General features: G+C 71.6%; 19 protein-coding genes. 9 read left to right on the forward strand and 10 right to left on the reverse strand.

Annotated elements, in window-relative coordinates; translation table 11 throughout:
- Positions 1-14: 14 nt before the first annotated feature.
- Both murJ and ACFY0U_RS10570 read right to left on the reverse strand, forming a co-directional pair.
- Positions 15-1,619 carry a murein biosynthesis integral membrane protein MurJ gene (gene murJ, locus ACFY0U_RS10565; RefSeq protein WP_388633217.1) on the reverse strand — a complete coding sequence of 535 codons (1,605 nt, stop codon included), beginning with the start codon at positions 1,617-1,619 and terminating at the stop codon, positions 15-17.
- Positions 1,616-2,812, reverse strand: coding sequence for a lipid II:glycine glycyltransferase FemX (locus ACFY0U_RS10570; RefSeq protein WP_388633220.1), 1,197 nt, complete (start codon positions 2,810-2,812; stop codon positions 1,616-1,618). Before ACFY0U_RS10570 ends, murJ begins: the two co-directional genes overlap by 4 nt.
- Positions 2,813-3,017: 205 nt before the next feature.
- On the opposite strand from ACFY0U_RS10570, the gene ACFY0U_RS10575 reads away from it, so the two are divergent.
- The 7 genes from ACFY0U_RS10575 (at position 3,018) to ACFY0U_RS10605 (ending at position 9,482) form a co-directional block, all read left to right on the forward strand.
- The gene (locus ACFY0U_RS10575; protein WP_388633222.1) at positions 3,018-4,220 is read left to right on the forward strand and encodes an Ig-like domain-containing protein; all 1,203 of its coding nucleotides are present in this window, start codon (positions 3,018-3,020) and stop codon (positions 4,218-4,220) included.
- A gap of 39 nt (positions 4,221-4,259) precedes the next feature.
- Positions 4,260-4,736, forward strand: coding sequence for a DUF5990 family protein (locus ACFY0U_RS10580; protein WP_388633226.1), 477 nt, complete (start codon positions 4,260-4,262; stop codon positions 4,734-4,736).
- A 372-nt stretch (positions 4,737-5,108) separates the two neighbouring features.
- Positions 5,109-5,312, forward strand: coding sequence for a cold-shock protein (locus tag ACFY0U_RS10585; protein WP_351473518.1), 204 nt, complete (start codon positions 5,109-5,111; stop codon positions 5,310-5,312).
- 238 nt (positions 5,313-5,550) lie between these two features.
- Entirely contained in the window at positions 5,551-7,047 is a 1,497-nt protein-coding gene (locus ACFY0U_RS10590) for a DEAD/DEAH box helicase (protein ID WP_388633229.1), read from the forward strand.
- Positions 7,048-7,136: 89 nt separating this feature from the next.
- Positions 7,137-7,367 (forward strand): CBS domain-containing protein, encoded by a 231-nt coding sequence (locus tag ACFY0U_RS10595; protein ID WP_388633232.1) that lies wholly within the window; start codon positions 7,137-7,139, stop codon positions 7,365-7,367.
- A gap of 164 nt (positions 7,368-7,531) precedes the next feature.
- Positions 7,532-7,879 carry a MerR family transcriptional regulator gene (locus ACFY0U_RS10600; protein WP_388633234.1) on the forward strand — a complete coding sequence of 116 codons (348 nt, stop codon included), beginning with the start codon at positions 7,532-7,534 and terminating at the stop codon, positions 7,877-7,879.
- Positions 7,880-8,003: 124 nt separating this feature from the next.
- A complete protein-coding gene (locus ACFY0U_RS10605; protein WP_388633236.1) occupies positions 8,004-9,482 on the forward strand; it encodes a DEAD/DEAH box helicase in 1,479 nt (492 codons plus the stop codon).
- Between the two features lie 72 nt (positions 9,483-9,554).
- On the opposite strand, the gene ACFY0U_RS10610 is transcribed toward ACFY0U_RS10605, so the two are convergent.
- The 7 genes from ACFY0U_RS10610 to ACFY0U_RS10640 all read right to left on the reverse strand — a co-directional run bounded on the left by ACFY0U_RS10610 (position 9,555) and on the right by ACFY0U_RS10640 (position 14,849).
- Positions 9,555-10,340, reverse strand: a complete 786-nt coding sequence (locus ACFY0U_RS10610; RefSeq protein ID WP_388633239.1) for a calcium-binding protein — start codon at positions 10,338-10,340, stop codon at positions 9,555-9,557.
- Between the two features lie 107 nt (positions 10,341-10,447).
- Positions 10,448-11,167: a DUF4232 domain-containing protein gene (locus ACFY0U_RS10615; protein ID WP_388633242.1), complete on the reverse strand. Its 720-nt coding sequence runs from the start codon at positions 11,165-11,167 to the stop codon at positions 10,448-10,450.
- Between the two features lie 251 nt (positions 11,168-11,418).
- Positions 11,419-12,744, reverse strand: a complete 1,326-nt coding sequence (locus ACFY0U_RS10620) for a phosphatase PAP2 family protein (RefSeq protein WP_388634303.1) — start codon at positions 12,742-12,744, stop codon at positions 11,419-11,421.
- Positions 12,745-12,977: 233 nt separating this feature from the next.
- Entirely contained in the window at positions 12,978-13,280 is a 303-nt protein-coding gene (locus ACFY0U_RS10625; protein ID WP_388633244.1) for an SCO5918 family protein, read from the reverse strand.
- A gap of 99 nt (positions 13,281-13,379) precedes the next feature.
- Positions 13,380-13,583: a cold-shock protein gene (locus ACFY0U_RS10630; RefSeq protein WP_046247661.1), complete on the reverse strand. Its 204-nt coding sequence runs from the start codon at positions 13,581-13,583 to the stop codon at positions 13,380-13,382.
- A gap of 248 nt (positions 13,584-13,831) precedes the next feature.
- Entirely contained in the window at positions 13,832-14,152 is a 321-nt protein-coding gene (locus ACFY0U_RS10635; protein ID WP_388633246.1) for a MerR family transcriptional regulator, read from the reverse strand.
- Positions 14,153-14,264: 112 nt separating this feature from the next.
- Complete coding sequence (locus ACFY0U_RS10640; RefSeq protein ID WP_388633249.1) at positions 14,265-14,849, reverse strand: hypothetical protein; 585 nt, start codon at positions 14,847-14,849, stop codon at positions 14,265-14,267.
- Positions 14,850-15,504: 655 nt separating this feature from the next.
- Here ACFY0U_RS10640 and ACFY0U_RS10645 point away from each other — a divergent pair.
- Positions 15,505-15,891: a hypothetical protein gene (locus tag ACFY0U_RS10645; RefSeq protein WP_388633252.1), complete on the forward strand. Its 387-nt coding sequence runs from the start codon at positions 15,505-15,507 to the stop codon at positions 15,889-15,891.
- A gap of 106 nt (positions 15,892-15,997) precedes the next feature.
- Positions 15,998-16,162 (forward strand): hypothetical protein, encoded by a 165-nt coding sequence (locus ACFY0U_RS10650; protein ID WP_388633255.1) that lies wholly within the window; start codon positions 15,998-16,000, stop codon positions 16,160-16,162.
- A 22-nt stretch (positions 16,163-16,184) separates the two neighbouring features.
- Here ACFY0U_RS10650 and ACFY0U_RS10655 read toward each other — a convergent pair whose 3' ends face one another.
- Positions 16,185-19,205, reverse strand: a complete 3,021-nt coding sequence (locus ACFY0U_RS10655) for a BTAD domain-containing putative transcriptional regulator (protein WP_388633258.1) — start codon at positions 19,203-19,205, stop codon at positions 16,185-16,187.
- Positions 19,206-19,330 lie beyond the last annotated feature (125 nt).

Genomic DNA, 19,330 nt, shown 5'->3' on the forward strand with positions numbered 1-19,330 from the left:
TCCCTCGGTGATGGTCAGGTCCGTCTGCGGCGCAGGCCGCGGAGCAGCGCTTCGAGTTCGGTGAGCCGCAGGGGACGGGCGAGCACGGCGAAGGTGAGGACGACGACAGCCGCCCCGGCAGTTGCGGCGGCCAGGGACCCCGCCCGAGCTGTGCCCAGGGCCGCGAGGTGGCCGAGGATGGTGGCGGGGACGGCGGCGAGCAGCAGCCGCGCGTGGGCGCCGACGGCGGACGAGCGCAGGGGGCGGGCGACGGCGAGCCGGCGGCTCAGCACCAGGCCGGTCACCGCCCAGCCCGCGCACAGCGCCAGCGAGTACGCCCCCGCCATGCCGGTCACGGCCCAGCGGGCCGGGAGCAGGTGGGCGGCGGCCAGGGACAGTCCGGCGTTGAGGGCGACGATCACGAGGTTGAGCAGGAACGGCGTACGGGTGTCGGAGAGCGCGTAGAAAGCGCGGGACAGGACGTACTGGCCGGACAGGGCGACGAGTCCCGGCGCGAAGGCCATCAGGATCCCGGCCATGGCGGCGGTGTCGTCGGCGTCCGTCCTGCCGTGTCCGAAGACGAGCGCCATGACCGGCTGGGCGAGGGCGAGCAGCGCGCAGGCGGCGGGGACGACGGCCGAGGCGCTGACGCGCAGGGCGTGGGAGACGTCGCGGCGCACGGCGTCGGTGTCTCCGTCGGCGGCGGCCGCGCTCATCCGGGGCATCAGCGCGGTCACCACGGAGACGGTGATGATGCCGTGCGGTACGACCCACAGGGCGTAGGCGTTGTTGTAGGCGCCGTATCCGGGGCCGCCGTCCAGGCCCGCGGTGGTGGCGAGGCGGGTGGTGACCCAGTAGGCGGCCTGGTTGGCCAGGACCAGCAGCACCAGCCAGCCGGCCGAGCGCAGGGGGCGGGTCAGTCCGCTGCCGCGCCAGTCGAAGCGAGGCCGCCAGCGGAAGCGGGCGGCGCGCAGGGCGGGGGCGAGCGCGAGGGCCTGGACGGCGATACCGGCGGTGGTGCCCCAGCCGAGCACGGCGGTCTCGGTCGCGGTGAGCGTGTCGCCGCCGCCCAGGGCGAGGGCCAGATACAGGCCGAACACGGTCATGACGACGAGGTTGTTGAGGACCGGCGCCCACATCATCGCGCCGAACCGGCCGCGTGCGTTGAGCACTTGCCCGAGCAAGGTGAACAGGCCCAGGAAGAAGATCTGGGGCAGGCAGTAGCGGGCGAGCGCCGTGGTCATGGCCGCCTGCGCGCCGGTGTAGTCGGTGTAGGCGTCGACGATCGCGGGCGCCGCCCACACGGCGGTCGCGGTGATCGCCAGCAGGGCGGCGACGCAGACGGTCAGGAGCCGGTCGGTGTACGCGGCGCCCCCGTCGGCGTGCTCCTTGGCGGCCTTGACCAGCTCGGGCACGAAGACGGCGTTCAGGGCGCCGCCGAGGAGCAGCATGTAGACGATGGTGGGCAAGGCGTTGCCGACCGCGTAGCCGTCGGCGGTCGGTCCGATGGTGCCGAGCGCCGCCGCGACGACGGCGGAGCGGGCGAAGCCGGTGGCCCGGGAGACGATGGATCCGGCGGCCATGACGGCACTGCTGCGGGCCGCCGTCCTCGTCGGTGCGGTGGTGGCCGTCTGTGTCATCGGCGGTTCAGGTACGCCTGGAAGGCGCGGTAGAGCGCGTGGTTGGCGCTGCCGCCCAATGGCCTCTCCCACTCCCCCAGCGTCTCGACGACCTGTCCCCCGGTGCCGAGCTTCCACCGCAGCAATCCGTACGCGCGTTCCTCCGGATCGAGAGTGGAGGGTACCCCGCGCATGTCGTAGACGTCGGCGCCCAGGGCGTGGGCGTCCTGGAGCATGCGCCACTGAAGGGCGTTGGAGGGCCGGACCTCGCGACGGTGGTCGGCGGAGGCGCCGGTCTGGTACCAGGCCCGGCGGCCCACCGTGATCATCGTGTGGGCGGCCAGGATCTCTCCCCGGTGCCGGGCGAGGTACAGCTTCATCCGGCCGGGTTCCTCGGCGTTGAGCGCCGCGTACTGGCGCTCGTAGTAGGCGAGCGAGCGGCCGAGCCGGAAGCCGTCGCGTCGCTCGGTGATGCCGAGCAGCCGGTAGAACTCGGGGAGTTCGACCGCGCTGCCCACCACCACCTCCACGCCCTCCTTCTGGGCCCGGCGCACATTGCGGCGCCACTCCTGGTTGAGCCCGGACCACAGGTCCTCGGTGGTGCGTCCGGCGAGCGGTACGTGGAAGACGTGCCGCGGCTGGGCGTCCCCGTCCTGTCCGGTCCCGTCACCGCCGCAGCGGCGCCAGCCCCGGGCCCGCAGCCGTTCGGCGACGGCGGTGCCGAGCGGGTCGACCTCGCTGGCGAGTACGTCGCCGAGGCGCCGGCCCGGGCCGGTGAGCGGCTTGAGCCGGGCGGCGTCCCAGCGCCGGTAGGCGGGTGAGGGGCCGATGCGTACGGCGAAGGCGCCGGCGCCGCGCAGGTGTGCGAGGAGCGGACCGAGCCAGCCGTCGACGTCGGGGTCGTTCCAGTCGGCGACGGGCCCTTCGGGGAGATAGGCGAAGTACCTGCGGGTGCCGGGGAACTGCCGCAGCAGCACCAGGGCCACGCCCGTCAGCCGGCCCGCCCGCGGGTCCGGGCCCCAGCCGAGCAGCTGGGCGCGCCAGCCCTCCTTGACGTCGGCCCAGGACGGGCACTGGAGGAATCCGGCGCCGAGGGCGGTGCCGTGGGGGGACGCGAGGAAGGCGCGGTAGGTCTCCGCGGTGATGGTTCGCAGGGTGATGCCCGGGTGGTGTGCCTGGGGCACGCGGCTGGGCGGCACGAGCAGCGCTGACACAGTCTGAGCCTCTCCTTCTCCCCGGGCCTGTCACGGGGACGCAAAGGATGCTCACAGCGGACCATGACCGCTCCGCGCGGCGAATGTGACCGGACCATGACCGTTCCTCACCAGTCGCCGTCACATTGCTCCATAGCGGCTGACCTCGGGTTTTACGGCTCTACAGTCACGACATCCACCCCTTTCGTCCGTCCCGGAGGTTCCGTTGTCGCGCACCCGTGTTCTCGCCTCTGCCCGCGTCCGGGCCACCGTCGTGGCCGCCCTGCTCGCGCCGCTCGCCGCCTGTTCGTCGACCTCCTCCCCCGGCGCCTCGGACACCGAGGTGACGCCGAAGGCCGACGACCGCCCGGTCACGGTCACCGTCACGCCCACGGGAGACCAGGTCCGGGCGGGCGACTCCGTGCGGATCACGGCCTCGGGCGGCAGGCTCACCTCGGTGAACGTCACCGACGGCGAGGGCCGCGAGGTCGCCGGCGAGGTCGCCGCCGACGGCCGCTCGTGGGTCTCCCGCCGCAAGGCCGTACCCGGTACGTCGTACACGGTGACGGCGGCGACCCGGACCGAGGCCGGGACCGTCAGGAACACCCGGTCCTCCTTCACCACGGCCCCGGCGGACAAGGTCAACAAGGTCGACTGGCGGCCGGGCGCCGACGCCACCGTCGGCGTCGCCCAGCCGATCTCCCTGGTCTTCGACCGTCCGGTGAAGAACCGGGCCGAGGTCGAGAAGCAGCTCAGGATCACCACCTCGAACGACACCGAGGGCTCCTGGGGCTGGCTGACCGACTGGTCGGGCCGGGACCGGGTGGACTGGCGGCCGAAGACGTACTGGAAGCCCGGCACCGAGGTCACGCTGAACGCCGAGCTGAACGGCACCGACTCGGGCGCGGACGGCGGCTGGTTCGTCCGCGACTACACGACCACCTTCACCATCGGCACCCGCCAGATCGTCAAGGTCGACCTGGACAGCCACCAGCTCACCCTCGTGCGCGACGGCGAGACGGTCCGGCGCATACCGGTCTCCGGCGGCACACCCGGCGGCGACAAGCGCTCCTGGCGCGGCACGGCCGTGCTCATGGCCAAGGAGGGCACGATCAACATGAACTCCGAGACGGTGGGCCTCGGCAACGCCTACGACAAGATGGTCGAGCATTCGATGCGGCTGACCTGGTCGGGCATGTACGCACACGCCGCCCCGTGGAACGCCCGTTATTTCGGCAGGGCCAACCACAGTTCCGGGTGCATAGGGATGAGCGACGCGGACGCGGCCTGGTTCTACGGACAGGTGCGGCCCGGCGACCCGTTCGAGATCACCGGCAAGGACACCAAGGGCGTGGTCGCCCCCGGGAACGGCTTCGGCGCGTGGAACCTCTCCTGGACCGAGTGGCGGCAGAACAGCGCGCTGAGCTGAAAGGACGCCCGGAGGGACGAGGGCGGGATGATGGACCCCATGCGCATCCGCATCGACGCCGTCGACCTGCCCGGCCGCACCCGCCCCGCCTCCGCCGACGGCCGAGTACCGGCGTACGCCGATCTCCACGTCGCCGTGCAGCGCCGCGACCGTCCCGGCGAGCTCCTGGAGCCGCAGCCCGGTGACGCGCCGTCCGCGACCTGGACCCTGGAGTGCACCACGAGCGCCTCGGCGGCCGGCGTCGACATCAAGGGCCCCTATGTGCAGAACCGTCTGGGCCGGCGGTTCGTCTACCTGTCCTGGGGCACGGTCGACGAGGCGGGCGTCTTCACGATGTTCCGGCGCGCCAAGCTCATGCTCGACGTCATCCCCGCCGAGGTGCTCGACGCCGCCGCCCGCGACGGGCTGCTGGTCGCACGGCTCGGCCTGACCGACGCACAGGGCGGGCCGCTGTGCGCACGCGTCGAGCCTCCGCACGTCACCTGGACCGCCGGCGTCGACCCCACGCCGATGTGACCTTCGTTGCGTAGGCGGGGTCCGGGCGCGTTTCTCGTCGTCCTGTCCGTCGGCGCCGACGGCAGCGGTGTACGGCGCATCGACCGAGGTCATGGCGTTGCGGCCGGAAAATCGGGGCGGGAACACTGCGTCCGCGCGGACCAATATCTGTATCCGTGGAACCAGAAATAGGTGCGGCACACGGAGACTATTCCCCCGATCGCCGACCGGGCCGAAATCATCCACCGCACACAGTCGATCGCGCCGTGCTACTGTCGATTTCAGTTGCAGGTGTGGTTGCCAGAGGGTTCATTTTCCGACGGGTTAATCAGCACGGCGACGCGGAATCCGCACAAGGCGCATTCCGACTATCGTCTCCCAAGGAGAAATGACATGGCTACTGGCACCGTGAAGTGGTTCAACGCGGAAAAGGGCTTCGGCTTCATCGAGCAGGACGGCGGCGGCGCCGACGTCTTCGCCCACTACTCGAACATCGCCGCCCAGGGCTTCCGCGAGCTCCAGGAAGGCCAGAAGGTGTCGTTCGACATCGGCCAGGGCCAGAAGGGCCCGACCGCCGAGAACATCGTTCCGGCCTGACACCGGCAGCACCACATATTTCGCAGCTGGGGCCCGCACCTTGGGGTGCGGGCCCCAGCTCGCTGCATTTCAGGGCGCGTGACGGGAAGATCCCATCTCACCGATCGGTGAGACATTCCCCGTCGATCCGAATCGACGCCCATCATCTCCGGCTCGTTCTCGCGATTCTCTGCGCCGTTCATTTGCTGCGGAATTTCCTTGCTTCGTGTCTACGTGCCCACATCGAGGAAGGTTCCGCTTGAACCGCGCACGCACCGCCCGCACGACCCGCTCCAACGACCGCTCCCACGACCGCTACCGAGGCTCTGTCGGCCAGCGCTCGGGGGCGTCTCGGCGTTCAACCGGCTACGACCGCCGGCCCGCCGCCCGCCAGGGCGAGTTCGCGCTGCCGAAGACGATCACGCCCCCGCTGCCCGCCGTCGAGGCGTTCGCCGACCTCGCCCTGCCGGCACCGCTGCTGGCCGCGCTCGGCCACCAGGGCGTGACCGTACCGTTCCCCATCCAGGGCGCGACGCTTCCCAACTCGCTGGCCGGACGTGACGTCCTGGGCCGCGGCCGCACCGGATCGGGCAAGACGCTCGCCTTCGGCCTCGCCCTGCTGGCCCGTACGGCCGGACAGCGCGCCGAGCCCCGCCAGCCGCTCGCCCTGGTCCTCGTACCCACCCGCGAGCTCGCCCAGCAGGTCACCGACGCCCTCACCCCCTACGCCCGCGCGGTACGGCTGCGGCTCGCGACCGTGGTCGGCGGCATGCCCATCGGTCGGCAGGCCGGAGCGCTGCGGGCCGGGGCGGAAGTCGTCGTGGCGACGCCGGGGCGGCTCAAGGACCTGATCGACCGTGGCCAGTGCCAACTGGACCAGGTCGCCATCACCGTCCTGGACGAGGCCGACCAGATGGCCGACATGGGCTTCATGCCCCAGGTCACCGCCCTGCTCGACCAGGTGCGCCCGGAGGGGCAGCGGATGCTCTTCTCCGCCACCCTGGACCGCAACGTCGACCTGCTCGTACGCCGCTATCTCGCGGACCCGGTGGTCCACTCCGTCGACCCGTCGGCGGGTGCGGTCACCACCATGGAGCACCACGTCCTGCATGTGCAGGAAGCGGACAAGCACCGGACGACCACCGAGATCGCGGCGCGCGACGGCCGGGTGATCATGTTCCTGGACACCAAGCACGCCGTGGACCGGCTGACCCAGCACCTGCTGAAGAGCGGTGTCCGCGCGGCGGCGCTGCACGGTGGCAAGTCCCAGCCGCAGCGCACCCGGACCCTCGCCCAGTTCAAGACCGGACAGGTGACGGTCCTGGTGGCGACCAATGTCGCGGCCCGCGGCATCCACGTCGACAACCTCGACCTCGTCGTCAACGTCGATCCGCCCAGCGACCACAAGGACTACCTCCACCGCGGCGGCCGCACCGCCCGCGCCGGCGAGTCCGGCACGGTCGTCACCCTCGTGACCCCCGGCCAGCGCCGCGGCATGAACCGGCTGATGACCGACGCCGGCATCACCCCCGAGGTCACCCCGGTGCGTTCGGGTGAAGCGGAACTGAGCCGCATCACCGGCGCCCAGGCCCCGTCCGGCGTTCCTGTCGTCATCCCCGCACCGGCCGCGGCTCCCGCCCGCCGCGCGGGCGCTCCCTCGTCCCGAAGCCGCCAGGGGCGCCCCGCCCGCGGGCGCGGCCCCGGACAGGCGGCGCGACGCAGGACGCAGCGTCCCGCCCTGGACGCGGCGGCCTAGGCATCGCATCGCCCAGCAGCTCACCCATCAACGAGGAGGCGGCTTTGACACCGGTTCGGACACAGCGACACCAGGCGGGTCCCTCCGTCATGGCCGGGCCCGGCGCGACGGACGTGACCGGGCCCCGGGTCCGGGACGACATGACCGTCGAGGTCGCCCTGTCCGTCATGGCCGGTGCCCGGGTCGAGTACCTCCTGCTGTGTGACGGGGACGACCAGTGCACGGGCTCGGTCACCCGCGCCGAACTCGCCGCTCACCTCGGCAGTTCCACGTACACGGACCGGCTCCGGCTCCGGGACGTCCTCGTGCTCACCCACTGATCCGCCCGCCGGAGAGGGCCCCGCCGACACTCGTCGGCGGGGCCCTCTCGGCTTGCGTCAGCCGTCACCTCGACGCGGTCGGGCCGGCAGATGGTGTTGAATTTCCTTCGGGGCCCTGGTCCCGGACGGCACCGGCCCCTCGACGCGTTGCACAACGAGGTGACATGACAGCAGATACACCCCTCAGTGGTCGTCTGGACGACGACGACTACCCCGCGTACACGATGGGCCGGGCCGCCGCGATGCTCGGCACCACCCCGGCCTTCCTGCGCGCCATCGGCGAGGCCCGGCTGATCACTCCGCTGCGCTCGGAGGGCGGACACCGCCGGTACTCCCGCTACCAGCTGCGGATCGCGGCACGCGCCCGTGAGCTCGTCGACAAGGGCACCCCGATCGAGGCCGCCTGCCGCATCGTCATCCTCGAGGACCAGCTCGAGGAAGCCCAGCGCATCAACGCCGAGTACCGCCGCCACGCCGGGCACACGGACGAACCTGGACCTGTGCTACCTTGATGTAAAGTGGCAGTTTTGGTTACCAGAGACTTTGAGTGCTCTTCGACCTTCGTCGACGAGCACTCTTTTTGTTTCCGGGACCTTCCGGGGCGTATCAGATCTGCCGTATCGAGGAAGGTCCCCTTTGAACCGCCAGGCTCGCACGAACAGCAGTACCTCCCGCGCCCGTACGGTGCCCGCCCGTGCGGCCAAGAGCGGAGCGCCCAAGAACGGCGCGGGCAAGTCCGGCCGCGGTAATGGCCGCGGAGGCCGTTCCGCCGCACCCGGCGGGGAGTTCGCCCTGCCGGTCACCGTCACACCGGCGCTGCCGCCGGTCGAGGCGTTCACCGAACTCGACCTGCCCCAGCAGATGCTGGCCACCCTCGCCGCGGAAGGGGTCACCACCCCGTTCCCCATTCAGGGCGCGACGCTTCCCAACTCGCTGGCCGGACGTGACGTCCTGGGCCGCGGCCGCACCGGATCGGGCAAGACGCTCGCCTTCGGCCTCGCCCTGCTGGCCCGTACCGCCGGACAGCGCGCCGAACCCCGCCAGCCGCTCGCCCTGGTCCTCGTACCCACCCGCGAACTCGCCCAGCAGGTCACCGACGCCCTCACCCCCTACGCCCGCGCGCTGCGACTGCGGCTCGCGACCGTGGTCGGCGGGCTGTCGATCGGCAGGCAGGCGAGTGCGCTGCGCGGCGGGGCCGAGGTCGTCGTGGCCACGCCCGGCCGGCTCAAGGACCTCATCGAGCGCGACGACTGCCGGCTGGACCGGGTCGAGATCACCGTCCTGGACGAGGCCGACCAGATGGCCGACATGGGCTTCATGCCCCAGGTCACCGCCCTGCTCGACCAGGTGCGCCCCGGCGGCCAGCGGCTGCTGTTCTCGGCCACCCTGGACCGCAACATCGACAAGCTGGTGCGCAACTACCTCGACGACCCGGTCGTCCACTCGGTCGACCCGTCCGCGGGCGCCGTGGTGACGATGGACCACCACGTGCTGCACGTGGAGGACGACGACAAGCACGCCACCACGACCGAGATCGCCGCCCGTGACGGCCGGGTGATCATGTTCATCGACAGCAAGCACGGCGCGGACCGGCTGGCCAAGAAGCTCCTGGCCGTCGGCGTGCGCGCCGCCGCCCTGCACGGCGGCAAGTCGCAGTCCCAGCGCAACCGGGCCCTGGCCCAGTTCAAGGACGGTCACATCACGGCACTGGTCGCCACCAACGTCGCCGCGCGCGGCATCCACGTCGACGACCTCGACCTCGTCGTCAACGTCGATCCGCCCGTCGACCACAAGGACTACCTCCACCGCGGCGGCCGCACCGCCCGCGCGGGCGAGTCCGGCACCGTCGTCACCCTGGTCCTGCCGCACCAGCGCCGCGACATGACCCGGCTGATGAGCGACGCCGGCATCACCCCGAAGACCACCAAGGTCCGTTCGGGCGGCGACGAGCTCAGCCGTATCACCGGCGCCCAGGCCCCCTCGGGCGTCCCCGTCGTCCTCGCCCCGCCGGTCACCGAGACCCGCCCCGAGTCCTCGGGACCCGCCCGCCGCGGCCGCCGTGGCCGCCCGGGCCAGAGCCGCCGCCGCGCCCCCGCCAAGGGCACCGGCCGCTGACCAGGAAGGGCGCCGCCTCGCCAGGAGGACGGCGCCCTTGTCCGACGTCTGCCGAGACGCTCTCCTACGTGGCTACTTGACGTCCACGTAGTCGCCGGCCGCGCTGACCGCGGGGGTCGTGGCGGTGCCCGCGAAGCTGTAGCGGTAGTAGCCGTCGACCGAGGCCTTGACGGTGGTGCTCAGGTTGCCCGTCGAGTTGGTCTTGATGGTCTTGACCGTGGTGTAGGTGGTGCTGCCCTTCTTACGGAACTGGAGCTTCACCGACTGGGTCGCGTATCCCGCGTACTTGTTGGTCTCCCAGTTCGCACGGGTCAGCTTGCCGGTGACCGTGATGGTCTTGCCCTTCGTCACCGGCTCCGGCGAGGCGTTGACCGTCAGCTTCGAGGCGCGCTGCACCTTGAAGGTGGTGGCCGCGTCCCGGTGGATGTAGTCGAGGTCGTTGGCGGCGACCAGGGTGCGCAGGTCCCAGGTGGCGGCCGCGGCGTTGTTGTGGACGGCGTTGCCCCACTGGGGGTCGAACGTCAGCAGGCCCGAGCACGTCGACGTGGTGGCGCTGACCTTGACGCACGAGATCTCGCCGTCCTCGTACCAGATCTGCGCGTAGTTCGGGCTCGGACCGTTGCCGCTGATGTACGTGGTCTCGGCGATGCCCGAGTTGTCCGTCGCCGTCACGGAGACCTTGGCGGTCACCACGTTGGTGGTGCCGACCACGACCGGCTTGCCGCCGTTGACGACGACCTTGTCGATCGTGATGTCGCCCGAGCCGCCGTCCTCCGCCTGTGCGGAGGTGGCACCGGCCGCGGTGGCGACCAGTGCGACGCTCGTGCCGAGCAGGGCGAGGCGCGTGGTTGCGCGCATGCATGTCCCCCCGGGGAGTCTGTGAGTGATCACAGGGAGCCTACGGCGTTGGCCAACGGTAAACATGCAGTTAATTCGACAGCTTCGTCACAACCGGGCTGCCCAGGTCACCAGGTCAGCGCGTCAGCCCTCGTCGACTGCCAGTACGAGACGTGGATCGAGTCGTCGACGTACACGCCCTTCGCCGGGAGCGACGGGCGGGCGGCGGTGGTCGCGTCCGTGTTGAAGTACACCTCCAGGGACGTGGCCGTGGAGCCGTTGGAACCGCTGCCGTCCGCGGCCGAGAGCAGCACGCTCGCGTAGCCCGACTCGCCGGGGGCCAGCGTGACCACCGCCTGGGGCTTGGAGTCCTCGAAGGCCGGCGGGACGGACTGGGCCTCGCCGAAGCGGACGGCCGGGTAGTCGATGAGGGTGCAGTTCTTCGAGCCGGTGTTGGTGACGGTGAGGAGAAGGTGGTTCAGGGGCCGGGAGACCTCCGTGGCGGTGGTCCGGGTGGAGGTCTTGGCGCAGGCGACCGTGGCGGACGACGAGTCCGACGCCGAGTCGGCCGAGCCACCCGTGGAACCCGAGGAGCCGGTGGACCCGGACGTACCCGACGAACCCGTCCCGCCGCCCGTCGAACCACCCGTCGAGCCGCCCGTCGAGCCCTTGGAGGCGCCGTCCGCCTCGGGCGAGGGCGTGGTGGAGGCCGTCGCCGTGACGGTGGGGTCCGCCGACGCACCCTCGTCGTTGACGCCCTCCCCGTTGGTGCACGCCGTCAGCGTCAGCGTGGCGGCCGCGAGTGCGGCGGCGGCGAGCATACGGGTGCGAAGGGTGCGAGTGAACATGTGAATCCCCCTGTGCGGTACGGGTGTTGGCTGGGCCGCTCGACCGGGTGCCGGGAGCGGCGTGCTTGGTCGCCAACAGCTTGCGCGGTGATCCGTCCCGACCGCCACGATTGCCGGGCCAAACGGGACGCCGGAACACCTGAAACAGCTCTGACCTGGGGAAACGACCGTCCCCTGGAACGGTGGTCCGGGACGTCCCTGGTGGACCGCGAGCCCGAACAGGTGCCTCCGCCGCCGCGACGGAAGGGCGGTCAGACGGGTTCGGTCTGCCGTTGCGGCTGTTCCACCGGGACGGGTGCCGTCTCCCACTGCCGGGTGGTCCGTACGTAGCCGTAGACCACCGAGGCCATCACCAGCAGGAGCAGGGGACCGTAGAGCCAGGGCTGGCCGGCCATCTCCACCGGCAGGAAGCGGTACGACAGCAGGAGCCCGGCGAAGACCGTGATGCCGTAGGCGACCAGCCGGAGACCCGACCGGTCCCAGCCGCGGTCGTAGGTGCGCAGGGCCGCCTCGATGGTGAGCACGAACACCACGCCGGCGATGAGGTCGACGCCGTAGTGGTAGCCGAAGCCCAGCGTCGCGGCGAGCGTGGCGACCAGCCAGAACGTGCCCGCCCAGCGCAGCGCCCGCGGGCCCTTGCGGGAATGGATGAAGATCGCGACGGCCCATGCCGTGTGCAGGCTCGGCATGCAGTTGCGGGGGGTGATGCCGTCGAAGGGTATGGAGTGCGGTGGGGTGATCGGTGCCACCGTGTCCGGCCAGATCTGGGTCACCGCCCACTGCCCGGTGGCGTGTGTCTCCGCCCAGAGGGCGACGCCGGCCCAGTGCTCGGTGCCGTTGCCGTAGGCGAAGATCGGTCCGACCACCGGGTAGATCATGTAGATGCCCGGCCCGAGGAGGCCGATCACCAGGAAGGTGCGCACCAGGTGGTGGCGCGGGAAGGCGCGGTCGGCGGCCACGTTGCGCAGCTGGTACAGGGCGACGAGGACCGCGGCGACGGCGAGGTTGCCGTAGACGAAGTCGAGGAGGTTGAAGCCGAACTTGCCGGTGGCCTCGACGATCCGGCCGACCACCCACGACGGGTCGCCCAGCGCGTGGTCGGCGGTCGCGATGTACTCGTCGAGCACCGTCGGACGGGTCTTCGAGGTGAGGAGCAACCAGGTGTCCCCGGCCTTGCGGCCGGCCCCCAGCAGCAGTCCGAGTCCGGCGCCCTTCAGCAGCAGGACGCGTTCCGCGCCGGTACGACGGGTGAGCGCGACGACGGCACAGCCCAGGACCACCCACAGCGCGCCGATGCCGAAGGGATGGCCCTGCGTCACCTTGATGTCGGCCGCCCAGCGGACGAGTGCGATGACCACGTCGATGCCGAGCGCGGCGCCGAGCGCGAGGAACCGCTGCCGCCAGGGGAGCACGACCAGCGTCAACGCCAGACCGGCGTAGAGCAGGCCACCCGACTTGGGGGCGGATATCAGCTCTTTGAGCTGACAGGTGAGCGGTCCGGGCAGGCCGTAGCGGCGTGCGGCGATCTCCAGCATGACGAGGAACGCAAGGGTCACCGCGCCCGCGGCCACCCACAGCACCGCTCGCGGCTGACCCTTTACTCGCGAAAGGACCCGTGGTGATGTATTTATCAACTTTGACCGATTTTTGATGTGTGTGAGGTGAAGTGGCTACCTATCGCGCCCGATGGGGGTGTTCGTCGCGAGCTCGAACATGTTAGCGGAGCCGCTCACAGGTTTCACCAAAATTAACCGACCGCACACCTTGGCGTCCGTCGGTCACGGACGCCAACAGGAGGGGGAAGGGCGGGTCAGCCGAGAAGGCGGTCGACCGAGCCGTAGGACAGATCGGGAGCGGGAGCCGCCTTGGGAGGCGCGTTCTCACAGGTGAAGCCGAGACGGACCAGGGCGCGGACCACTTCCGCGGCGGTGAAGTCGCGGGGATCCTGACCCGTGATCACCGCTCCCACCTGCTTGACGGGGTACGCCCGGCCTCCGACGGCGACCGAGGCGACGGAGGCATGCGTCACCGGTTCGGGTCGGACCTTCTCCATCGACTTCTCCACCTCGGCCTTGGACAGGTCGAAGGGGTAACGGGCGATCACACAGCGCATGGTGCCTCACCAGGGTCAGGGCGGATCCGGGGCGCGAACGGGGCCGGAGAAACGGACAGGGGCCCGCACCCAAGGTGCGGGCCCCTGCTCAGCCGTGTGTCAGGCGGGGACGATGTTCTCCGCCTGCGGGCCCTTCTGGCCCTGCGTGACGTCGAAAGTCACCTTCTGGCCTTCCTGAAGCTCGCGGAAGCCCTGGGTGGCGATGTTCGAGTAGTGGGCGAAGACGTCGGGGCCGCCACCCTCCTGCTCGATGAAGCCGAAGCCCTTTTCCGCGTTGAACCACTTCACAGTGCCGGTGGCCATGTGTTTTCTCCTACTTAGGCAGTGCTGGAACCCACACCTCGCGGGCTCCCTCATCGCTGTGATGATCACCTGCCCCGGAAAACCGGCAAGAATGGCAAGAATGGCAACCACAACTGCAACTGATATTCAGCCTAGCACGGACGAAATCGACAGCAAGAAAAAGCGGGCAGCCGGTGGGAAAACTGTCGGCGTCCTGGAAAATACTTTTTCCTAACCGGTCGGGTTTCTACTCCGGCGCCGTCAGATATTCAGTCGTCGTGGCGCAGTTTCTCGTTGGCGAGCAGCGCGTCCGCAAGCTGGTCCTCCAGGCCGATGATCCGGCAGACGGCCTCGATCGGAGTGCCCTGGTCGACCATGTCGCGGGCGCGGGCGGCGAGGCGCAGTTGGTGGCGCGAGTAGCGGCGGTGGCCGCCCTCCGACCGTATCGGCGTGATGAGTCCGGCCTCGCCGAGCGCCCTGAGGAACCCGGGGGTGGCGCCGATGACCTCCGCGGCACGGCCCATCGTGTACGCGGGGTGGTGGTCGTCGTCGAGCCGGTCGACAGCGTGCGACCGGTCTTCCGAGGGCATGCGTGCCTTCCTGCGGACCGCCGGTGTCATGGTCCGCACAGGGAACTGGATCCCGTACCGGAATTCTAGTCGGCCCCGGGGAAATCCTGTCGTGGCGAACACAGAATATGGGTCAGCGGAGCACCAGAAGCCGACGGGCGGCGGGCCAGGGCGCCTCTCGGGCCCCGGCCGGCGGCAGCCAGCGCCAGCCCCAGGACAGCAGTGCGTCGAAGGTGTCCGTGTCGCCGCGGTCGACCAGCGTCACGCCGACCAGCGCGGTGTGGTCGCTCAGCAGCCGCTTCTGGAGGCGCCGGGCGAGATTCCAGTCACGGCTCTGGTCCTGGGTGCGCACCCGGCGCTCGACGAGGATGTCGCCGATCGCGAAGAGGTCTCCGGGGGCGGCGAGGCGCAGCAGGTTCGCGGGACGGTATCCGTCGAGGCCCTGCCACCAGGGGTCGTCCCCGGGTACGGGGAAGCCGTAGGCGCAGGCCGTCAGGACGGTCGCGCCCGAGAGGCGGGTGGTCTCCGCCACGAGCAGCTCGAAGCCGGGGCGCCGCATGGCGCCCGCGAGGCGTCGGCGGAAGGCGGCGGATCTGGCCTGGGGGGAGGGCGTGGAGGAGGTGGACAGGGCGGACGGGGCGGACAGGGCCGAGGTGGCTGACGGGTTCGGGAAGGGCGGGCGGTCCGAAGACGGCGAGGGGGCTGGGCGGGCCGCCAAGGGGGCGGAGCGGGCTGGGGCGGTCGAGCGGTCCCACGATGCTGAGCGGTCCGAGGCAGCTGAGCGGGACGGGGCGGCTGAGGGGTCCCACGGGGCTGAGCGATCCGAGGCGGCCGCTCGGTCCGGGGCGGCCGTGCGGGGCGGAGAAGCTGCGCGGTCCGGGGCGGTTGTGTGGGCCGAGGTGTTCCAGAGGGCCGAGTGGTTCGAGGTGCGTGGTCCGTGTGGTCCGCTCGGTGCGGTCTGGGCGTACAGCTCGCCGAGTTCCCCCATGCGGTCGGCGATCTGGCGGCGGGTCAGCGGGCGGAGGAGTTCGCCCTCCTCGGGGGAGGGTCCCTTTCGGTGCCGCTGTTGAGGCGGCCGGCCCCGGACCGGGGTCCCGGGGTGGGCGGTCGCCGGGCGGTCGGGGTGGTTCGAGGTCATGGGGCGAACCCTGCTCCGGGTCCGACGGGGCCGGCCCGGCGTCGTCGTTCGCCGAGAACGGCACCGGAGCGGAGCCGGCGCGCGAAGAGCCCTCGGTGCCTTCGAGCGTACGCCCGCCGCCGTTGCGGGGAGTTGCGGCGGAGCCCGGCCGCGGGGCGGGGAACGGGACGGGAACGGATCGGAATCCACTCGTAGAACCCTTGAGGTGACCGGTGACGACAGAAGGGTCGCTTCCATGACAGCCCAGCCTCCCCGCCGCGGCGGCGACATGTCGTCCGGCCCCCTGCGGGAACTCGCCGAGGTCGAGCGCTGGGCCGCGCGTTCCGGGCCCGGGGCCCAAGGGGGGCGCGAGTCCGCGGAAGGGCCCGTGGAGGGGCCCGTGTTCGTCGTCCGCACCGCGACCGGCAACGGAATGCACCACGTCGTGGGTGTCACCCGCCCTTCGGCAGGGGCCGCGCCGGGCGAGGCCGAGCTGGCCGTGCTGCGTTCCGTGGTGCGGGCCGTGCTCGACCTGGTGGAGCACGAGTGCGGGGCCGCCCGCACCGAGGTGGCGCTCACCCCGCGGGGCCCCCGGGTCGTCGACCTGCGGCTGGACGGCGACGCCGAGGACGCGGAGGACTGAACGGCACCTTCCCGGCCTGCCGGGACCGGTGCGGGAACCGTTCGGGAACGGCCGGCCACAGCATCGGCGCCGTCAACAGCGGACACCACCACCCGAGGGGCCCGGCATGAGACGCAAGCCGACCGCACTGATCGCCTTCATCGTCGCCGTACTGGTTTCCGGCCTGGGCGCCTCGACGGACACGGACGGCGGTGGGAGCCGGGACCGGACGGTACGTGTCGTCGCCGACGACCGGGGACCGACAGCCGTGACGGGCCTGCCTCAGGCCTGACCCCGCGGCACCCGGCGCCGTGTCATCGGCGTCTGCCCTCGGCCGGCACCCCCATGGACGTGAACAGTTTCTCGGCCGCCGCGTGATGCGCGGCGGCCTCCTGTTCATCCCCCAGGGCCCCGGCGGCCCGGGCCAGACCGAGCCGGGCGTACGCCTCCTCGGGGCGGTAGTGCAGGTGTACGGCGAGCTCCTCGGCCTGGGTGTGCAGGTCGAGGGCCGCCCGGTGGTCGCCGTGCCGGTGCAGCACCCGCCCGAGCATGTTCTTCACCTTCGCGGACCGCAGGGGCGACGCCCCCGAACCGATCCGTTCCAGCGCCTGGCCGACGTAGGCGCGGGACTGCTCGGTGGCCCCGAGGCGGAGGGCGACGTCGGCCGACAGGGCCATCGTCATGGCGACGATGCCGGACTCCCGCTCGTCCTTGCACAGCGAGCGTGCCTCGGTCATGGCGGCCTCGGCCTCCGTGTAGGCGCCCAGTCCCAGACAGGCGAACCCCAGGTCGATGAGGGCCACCAGCGCGCTGTCGTGCCGGACCAGCTGCCGGCACAGCTCGACCGCCCGCCGTGCCGCCTCGGCCGCCTCCCGGTAGCGGCCCCACTGTTCGTACAGCGTGCTCAGGACGGTGAGACTCTCCGCCTCGGACCGGCTCAGACCCAGGTCCCGCTCCTGGGTGATGGCCCGCTCCAGATGGGCCAGGGCGTCGGGGAACCGGCCCAGCAGGCTCTTGTACAGGCCGAGCGTGCCCTCGCAGTGGGCCGCGGTGGCCCGGTCCCCGACCCGGACGGCCACCTTCCGGCTCTCCTCGGCGACGTCGACGCCCTCGTCGAACCTGCCCAGCTCCCAGCAGGCGACGCCCAGGTTGGCCAGGCTCACCGCGAGCAGCGCGTCGTCCCCCAGCCGACGGGCGGCGGCGACCGCCGTACGGGCCGTGTCCTCGAACTCGTCCAGCAGACCGAGGGCGTTGAGATGGAACAGGACGTTGCGGGCCAGGCACACCGCCTGCCGGTCGTAGCCGTGCCGCACGGCCAGCCGGACCGCGGACAGCAGGGTGTTCTGTTCGCGGGCGAACCATTCGCGGGCGGCGTCGGGGGAGGTCACGTCCGGCAGTTCGTACGGGCAGGCGGGGATGCCGGAGGGAATGCGGCGCCGGCCGGGGAAGAGCACCTGGCACGCCGCCTCGGTGACGCTGAGGTAGTAGCCGAAGAGCCGCTCGACGGCCGCCGCGTCCGCGGGCCGGTCGGCCCCGTCGTAGAGCCCGCGGGCGAAGCTGATCACCAGGTCGTGGAAGCCGTAGCGGCCGATCGCGGGCTGCTCGACCAGGTGGACGTCCAGGAGGAGTTCCAGTACGTCCTCGCCGTGCCGGGGCCGGGTGCCGAGCAGGGCACCCGCGGCGTACACGTCGATGCCGCCGCCGGGGTGCAGGGCGAGGGTCCGGAAGGCAGCCCGGCCCTCCTCGTCCAGGGCCTGGTAGGACAGCCGCAGGGTCGCCGCGACGCTGCGCTCTCCGATGCTCAGCTCGTCCAGCCGCCGTGTCTCGTCGCGCAGGCGGTCGGCCATGTACTGCAGGGTCCAGCGGGGGCGGTTGCCCAGCCGGGCGGTGGCGATCCGCAGGGCGAGGGGGAGGTGGTCGCAGAGCCGGGCCAGCTCGGCGGCGGCCTCGGGCTCGGCGGCGACGCGCTCGGCGCCCAGGGTCTGGGCCATCAGGCTGTGGCTCTCCTGCGCGGTCATCACCTCCAGCGAGAGCCAGTGGGCCCCGTCCAGGTCGATGAGCCGGGCCCGGCTCGTGACCAGGACCAGGCAGCCGGGTTCGGTGGGCAGGAGCGGGCGTACGGCGGCGGTGTCGGCGGCGTTGTCGAGCATCAGCAGCAGCCGCTTGCCGGACACGGCCTTGCGCCACAGGGCCCGGCGGCCGACGAGGTCGTCGGGGACCCGCTCGTCCGGCAGTCCCAGAGCGCGCAGCAGGGTGCCCAGGGCGCTGACCGGGCTGACGGGCTGCTGGCCCGGGGAGTAGCCGCGCAGATCGATGTGGAGCTGGCCGTCCGGAAAGGCGTCGGACAGCCGGTGGGCGGCGCGGACGGTCAGGGACGTCTTGCCGCTGCCGCCCATCCCGTCGATGGCCACGATCCGGGTGCCGCCGCTGCCGGGGTGCAGGGCCCGTTCGAGGATCTCCCGCAGTTCACGGTCCCGGCCGGAGAAGTCCGACACGTCGTAGGGCAGGGTGCACGGTGACTCCATGCCCGCCGGGACCGGCGGCGGTGCGGTGGGCTCCGCCCGGGGCAGGGTCAGCTGCGGGCTCTCGCGCAGGATGTCCTCGTACAGCTTGGTCAGTCTGGCGCCCGGGTCGATACCGAGCTCCTCGACCAGCAGTTCGCGCATCCTGGCGTACTCCTCGAGCGCCTCTGCCTGGCGTTCCGAGCGGTACAGGGCGAGCATGAGCTGTCCGCGCAGGGTCTCCCGCAGCGGGTGCTGGGCGACGAACTCCCGTAGGTCACCGACCAGTTCGGCGGACTCGCCCCGGTCGAGGCGCAGGCCGAGGAACTGCTCGACCGCCGCCATGCGACGCTCCTCCAGCGCGGTGGCGGCGGCCTCGATCACCGGGCCGCCCTCGCCGGCCAGCACGGGGCCGCGCCACAGTGCGAGGGCGTCCCGCAGGACACCGATGGCCTCCGTGTCACGGCGGGCCGCCGCGGCTTCCCGCGCCCGGGCCGCGAGGGAGTGGAACTCGATCAGGTCGAGTTGGCCGGCGGCCAGTTCGACGCGGTAGCCGGGGCCGTCCGTGACCAGGACCTCGCCACCGTCGGGGATACGGCGGCGCAGATCCGCGACGGCCTTGCGCACCTGGTGGGACGAGGTGGCCGGCGGCTCCTCCGCCCAGGCCGCGGCCACGAGACGCGGGACGGGGATCACCTTGCCGGGGTCCAGCAGCAGGGCGGCCAGCACCCGTTCCTGGATGGTGCCGCCGAGCCGGAGCCGCTCACCGCCGAACCAGCCCTCCAACGGGCCGAGCACCTTGAAGCGGAGCGTCCCGCCGTGATCCGGCCGCACCTTCCCACCCCCGTGGTGTTTGGGCCCAGGAAATCCTTCGCACGCAGATCCCGCCGATCGTAGGTCGTCATCTCCCTGACAACCAGAGGGCTTTGTGGGAATCGGGGTGGGACTCGTTCGGGAGC

Source organism: Streptomyces sp. NPDC001536, from assembly GCF_042894505.1.
Taxonomy (GTDB): Bacteria; Actinomycetota; Actinomycetes; order Streptomycetales; family Streptomycetaceae; genus Streptomyces.

Coding starts and splice junctions, on each gene's coding strand:
- murJ (WP_388633217.1), bottom strand. CDS start 1,619: ATGACACAGACGGCCACCACCGCACCGACGAGGACGGCGGCCCGCAGC.
- ACFY0U_RS10580 (WP_388633226.1), top strand. CDS start 4,260: ATGCGCATCCGCATCGACGCCGTCGACCTGCCCGGCCGCACCCGCCCC.
- ACFY0U_RS10585 (WP_351473518.1), top strand. CDS start 5,109: ATGGCTACTGGCACCGTGAAGTGGTTCAACGCGGAAAAGGGCTTCGGC.
- ACFY0U_RS10595 (WP_388633232.1), top strand. CDS start 7,137: ATGGCCGGGCCCGGCGCGACGGACGTGACCGGGCCCCGGGTCCGGGAC.
- ACFY0U_RS10600 (WP_388633234.1), top strand. CDS start 7,532: ATGACAGCAGATACACCCCTCAGTGGTCGTCTGGACGACGACGACTAC.
- ACFY0U_RS10610 (WP_388633239.1), bottom strand. CDS start 10,340: ATGCGCGCAACCACGCGCCTCGCCCTGCTCGGCACGAGCGTCGCACTG.
- ACFY0U_RS10615 (WP_388633242.1), bottom strand. CDS start 11,167: ATGTTCACTCGCACCCTTCGCACCCGTATGCTCGCCGCCGCCGCACTC.
- ACFY0U_RS10625 (WP_388633244.1), bottom strand. CDS start 13,280: ATGCGCTGTGTGATCGCCCGTTACCCCTTCGACCTGTCCAAGGCCGAG.
- ACFY0U_RS10630 (WP_046247661.1), bottom strand. CDS start 13,583: ATGGCCACCGGCACTGTGAAGTGGTTCAACGCGGAAAAGGGCTTCGGC.
- ACFY0U_RS10635 (WP_388633246.1), bottom strand. CDS start 14,152: ATGCCCTCGGAAGACCGGTCGCACGCTGTCGACCGGCTCGACGACGAC.
- ACFY0U_RS10645 (WP_388633252.1), top strand. CDS start 15,505: ATGACAGCCCAGCCTCCCCGCCGCGGCGGCGACATGTCGTCCGGCCCC.
- ACFY0U_RS10650 (WP_388633255.1), top strand. CDS start 15,998: ATGAGACGCAAGCCGACCGCACTGATCGCCTTCATCGTCGCCGTACTG.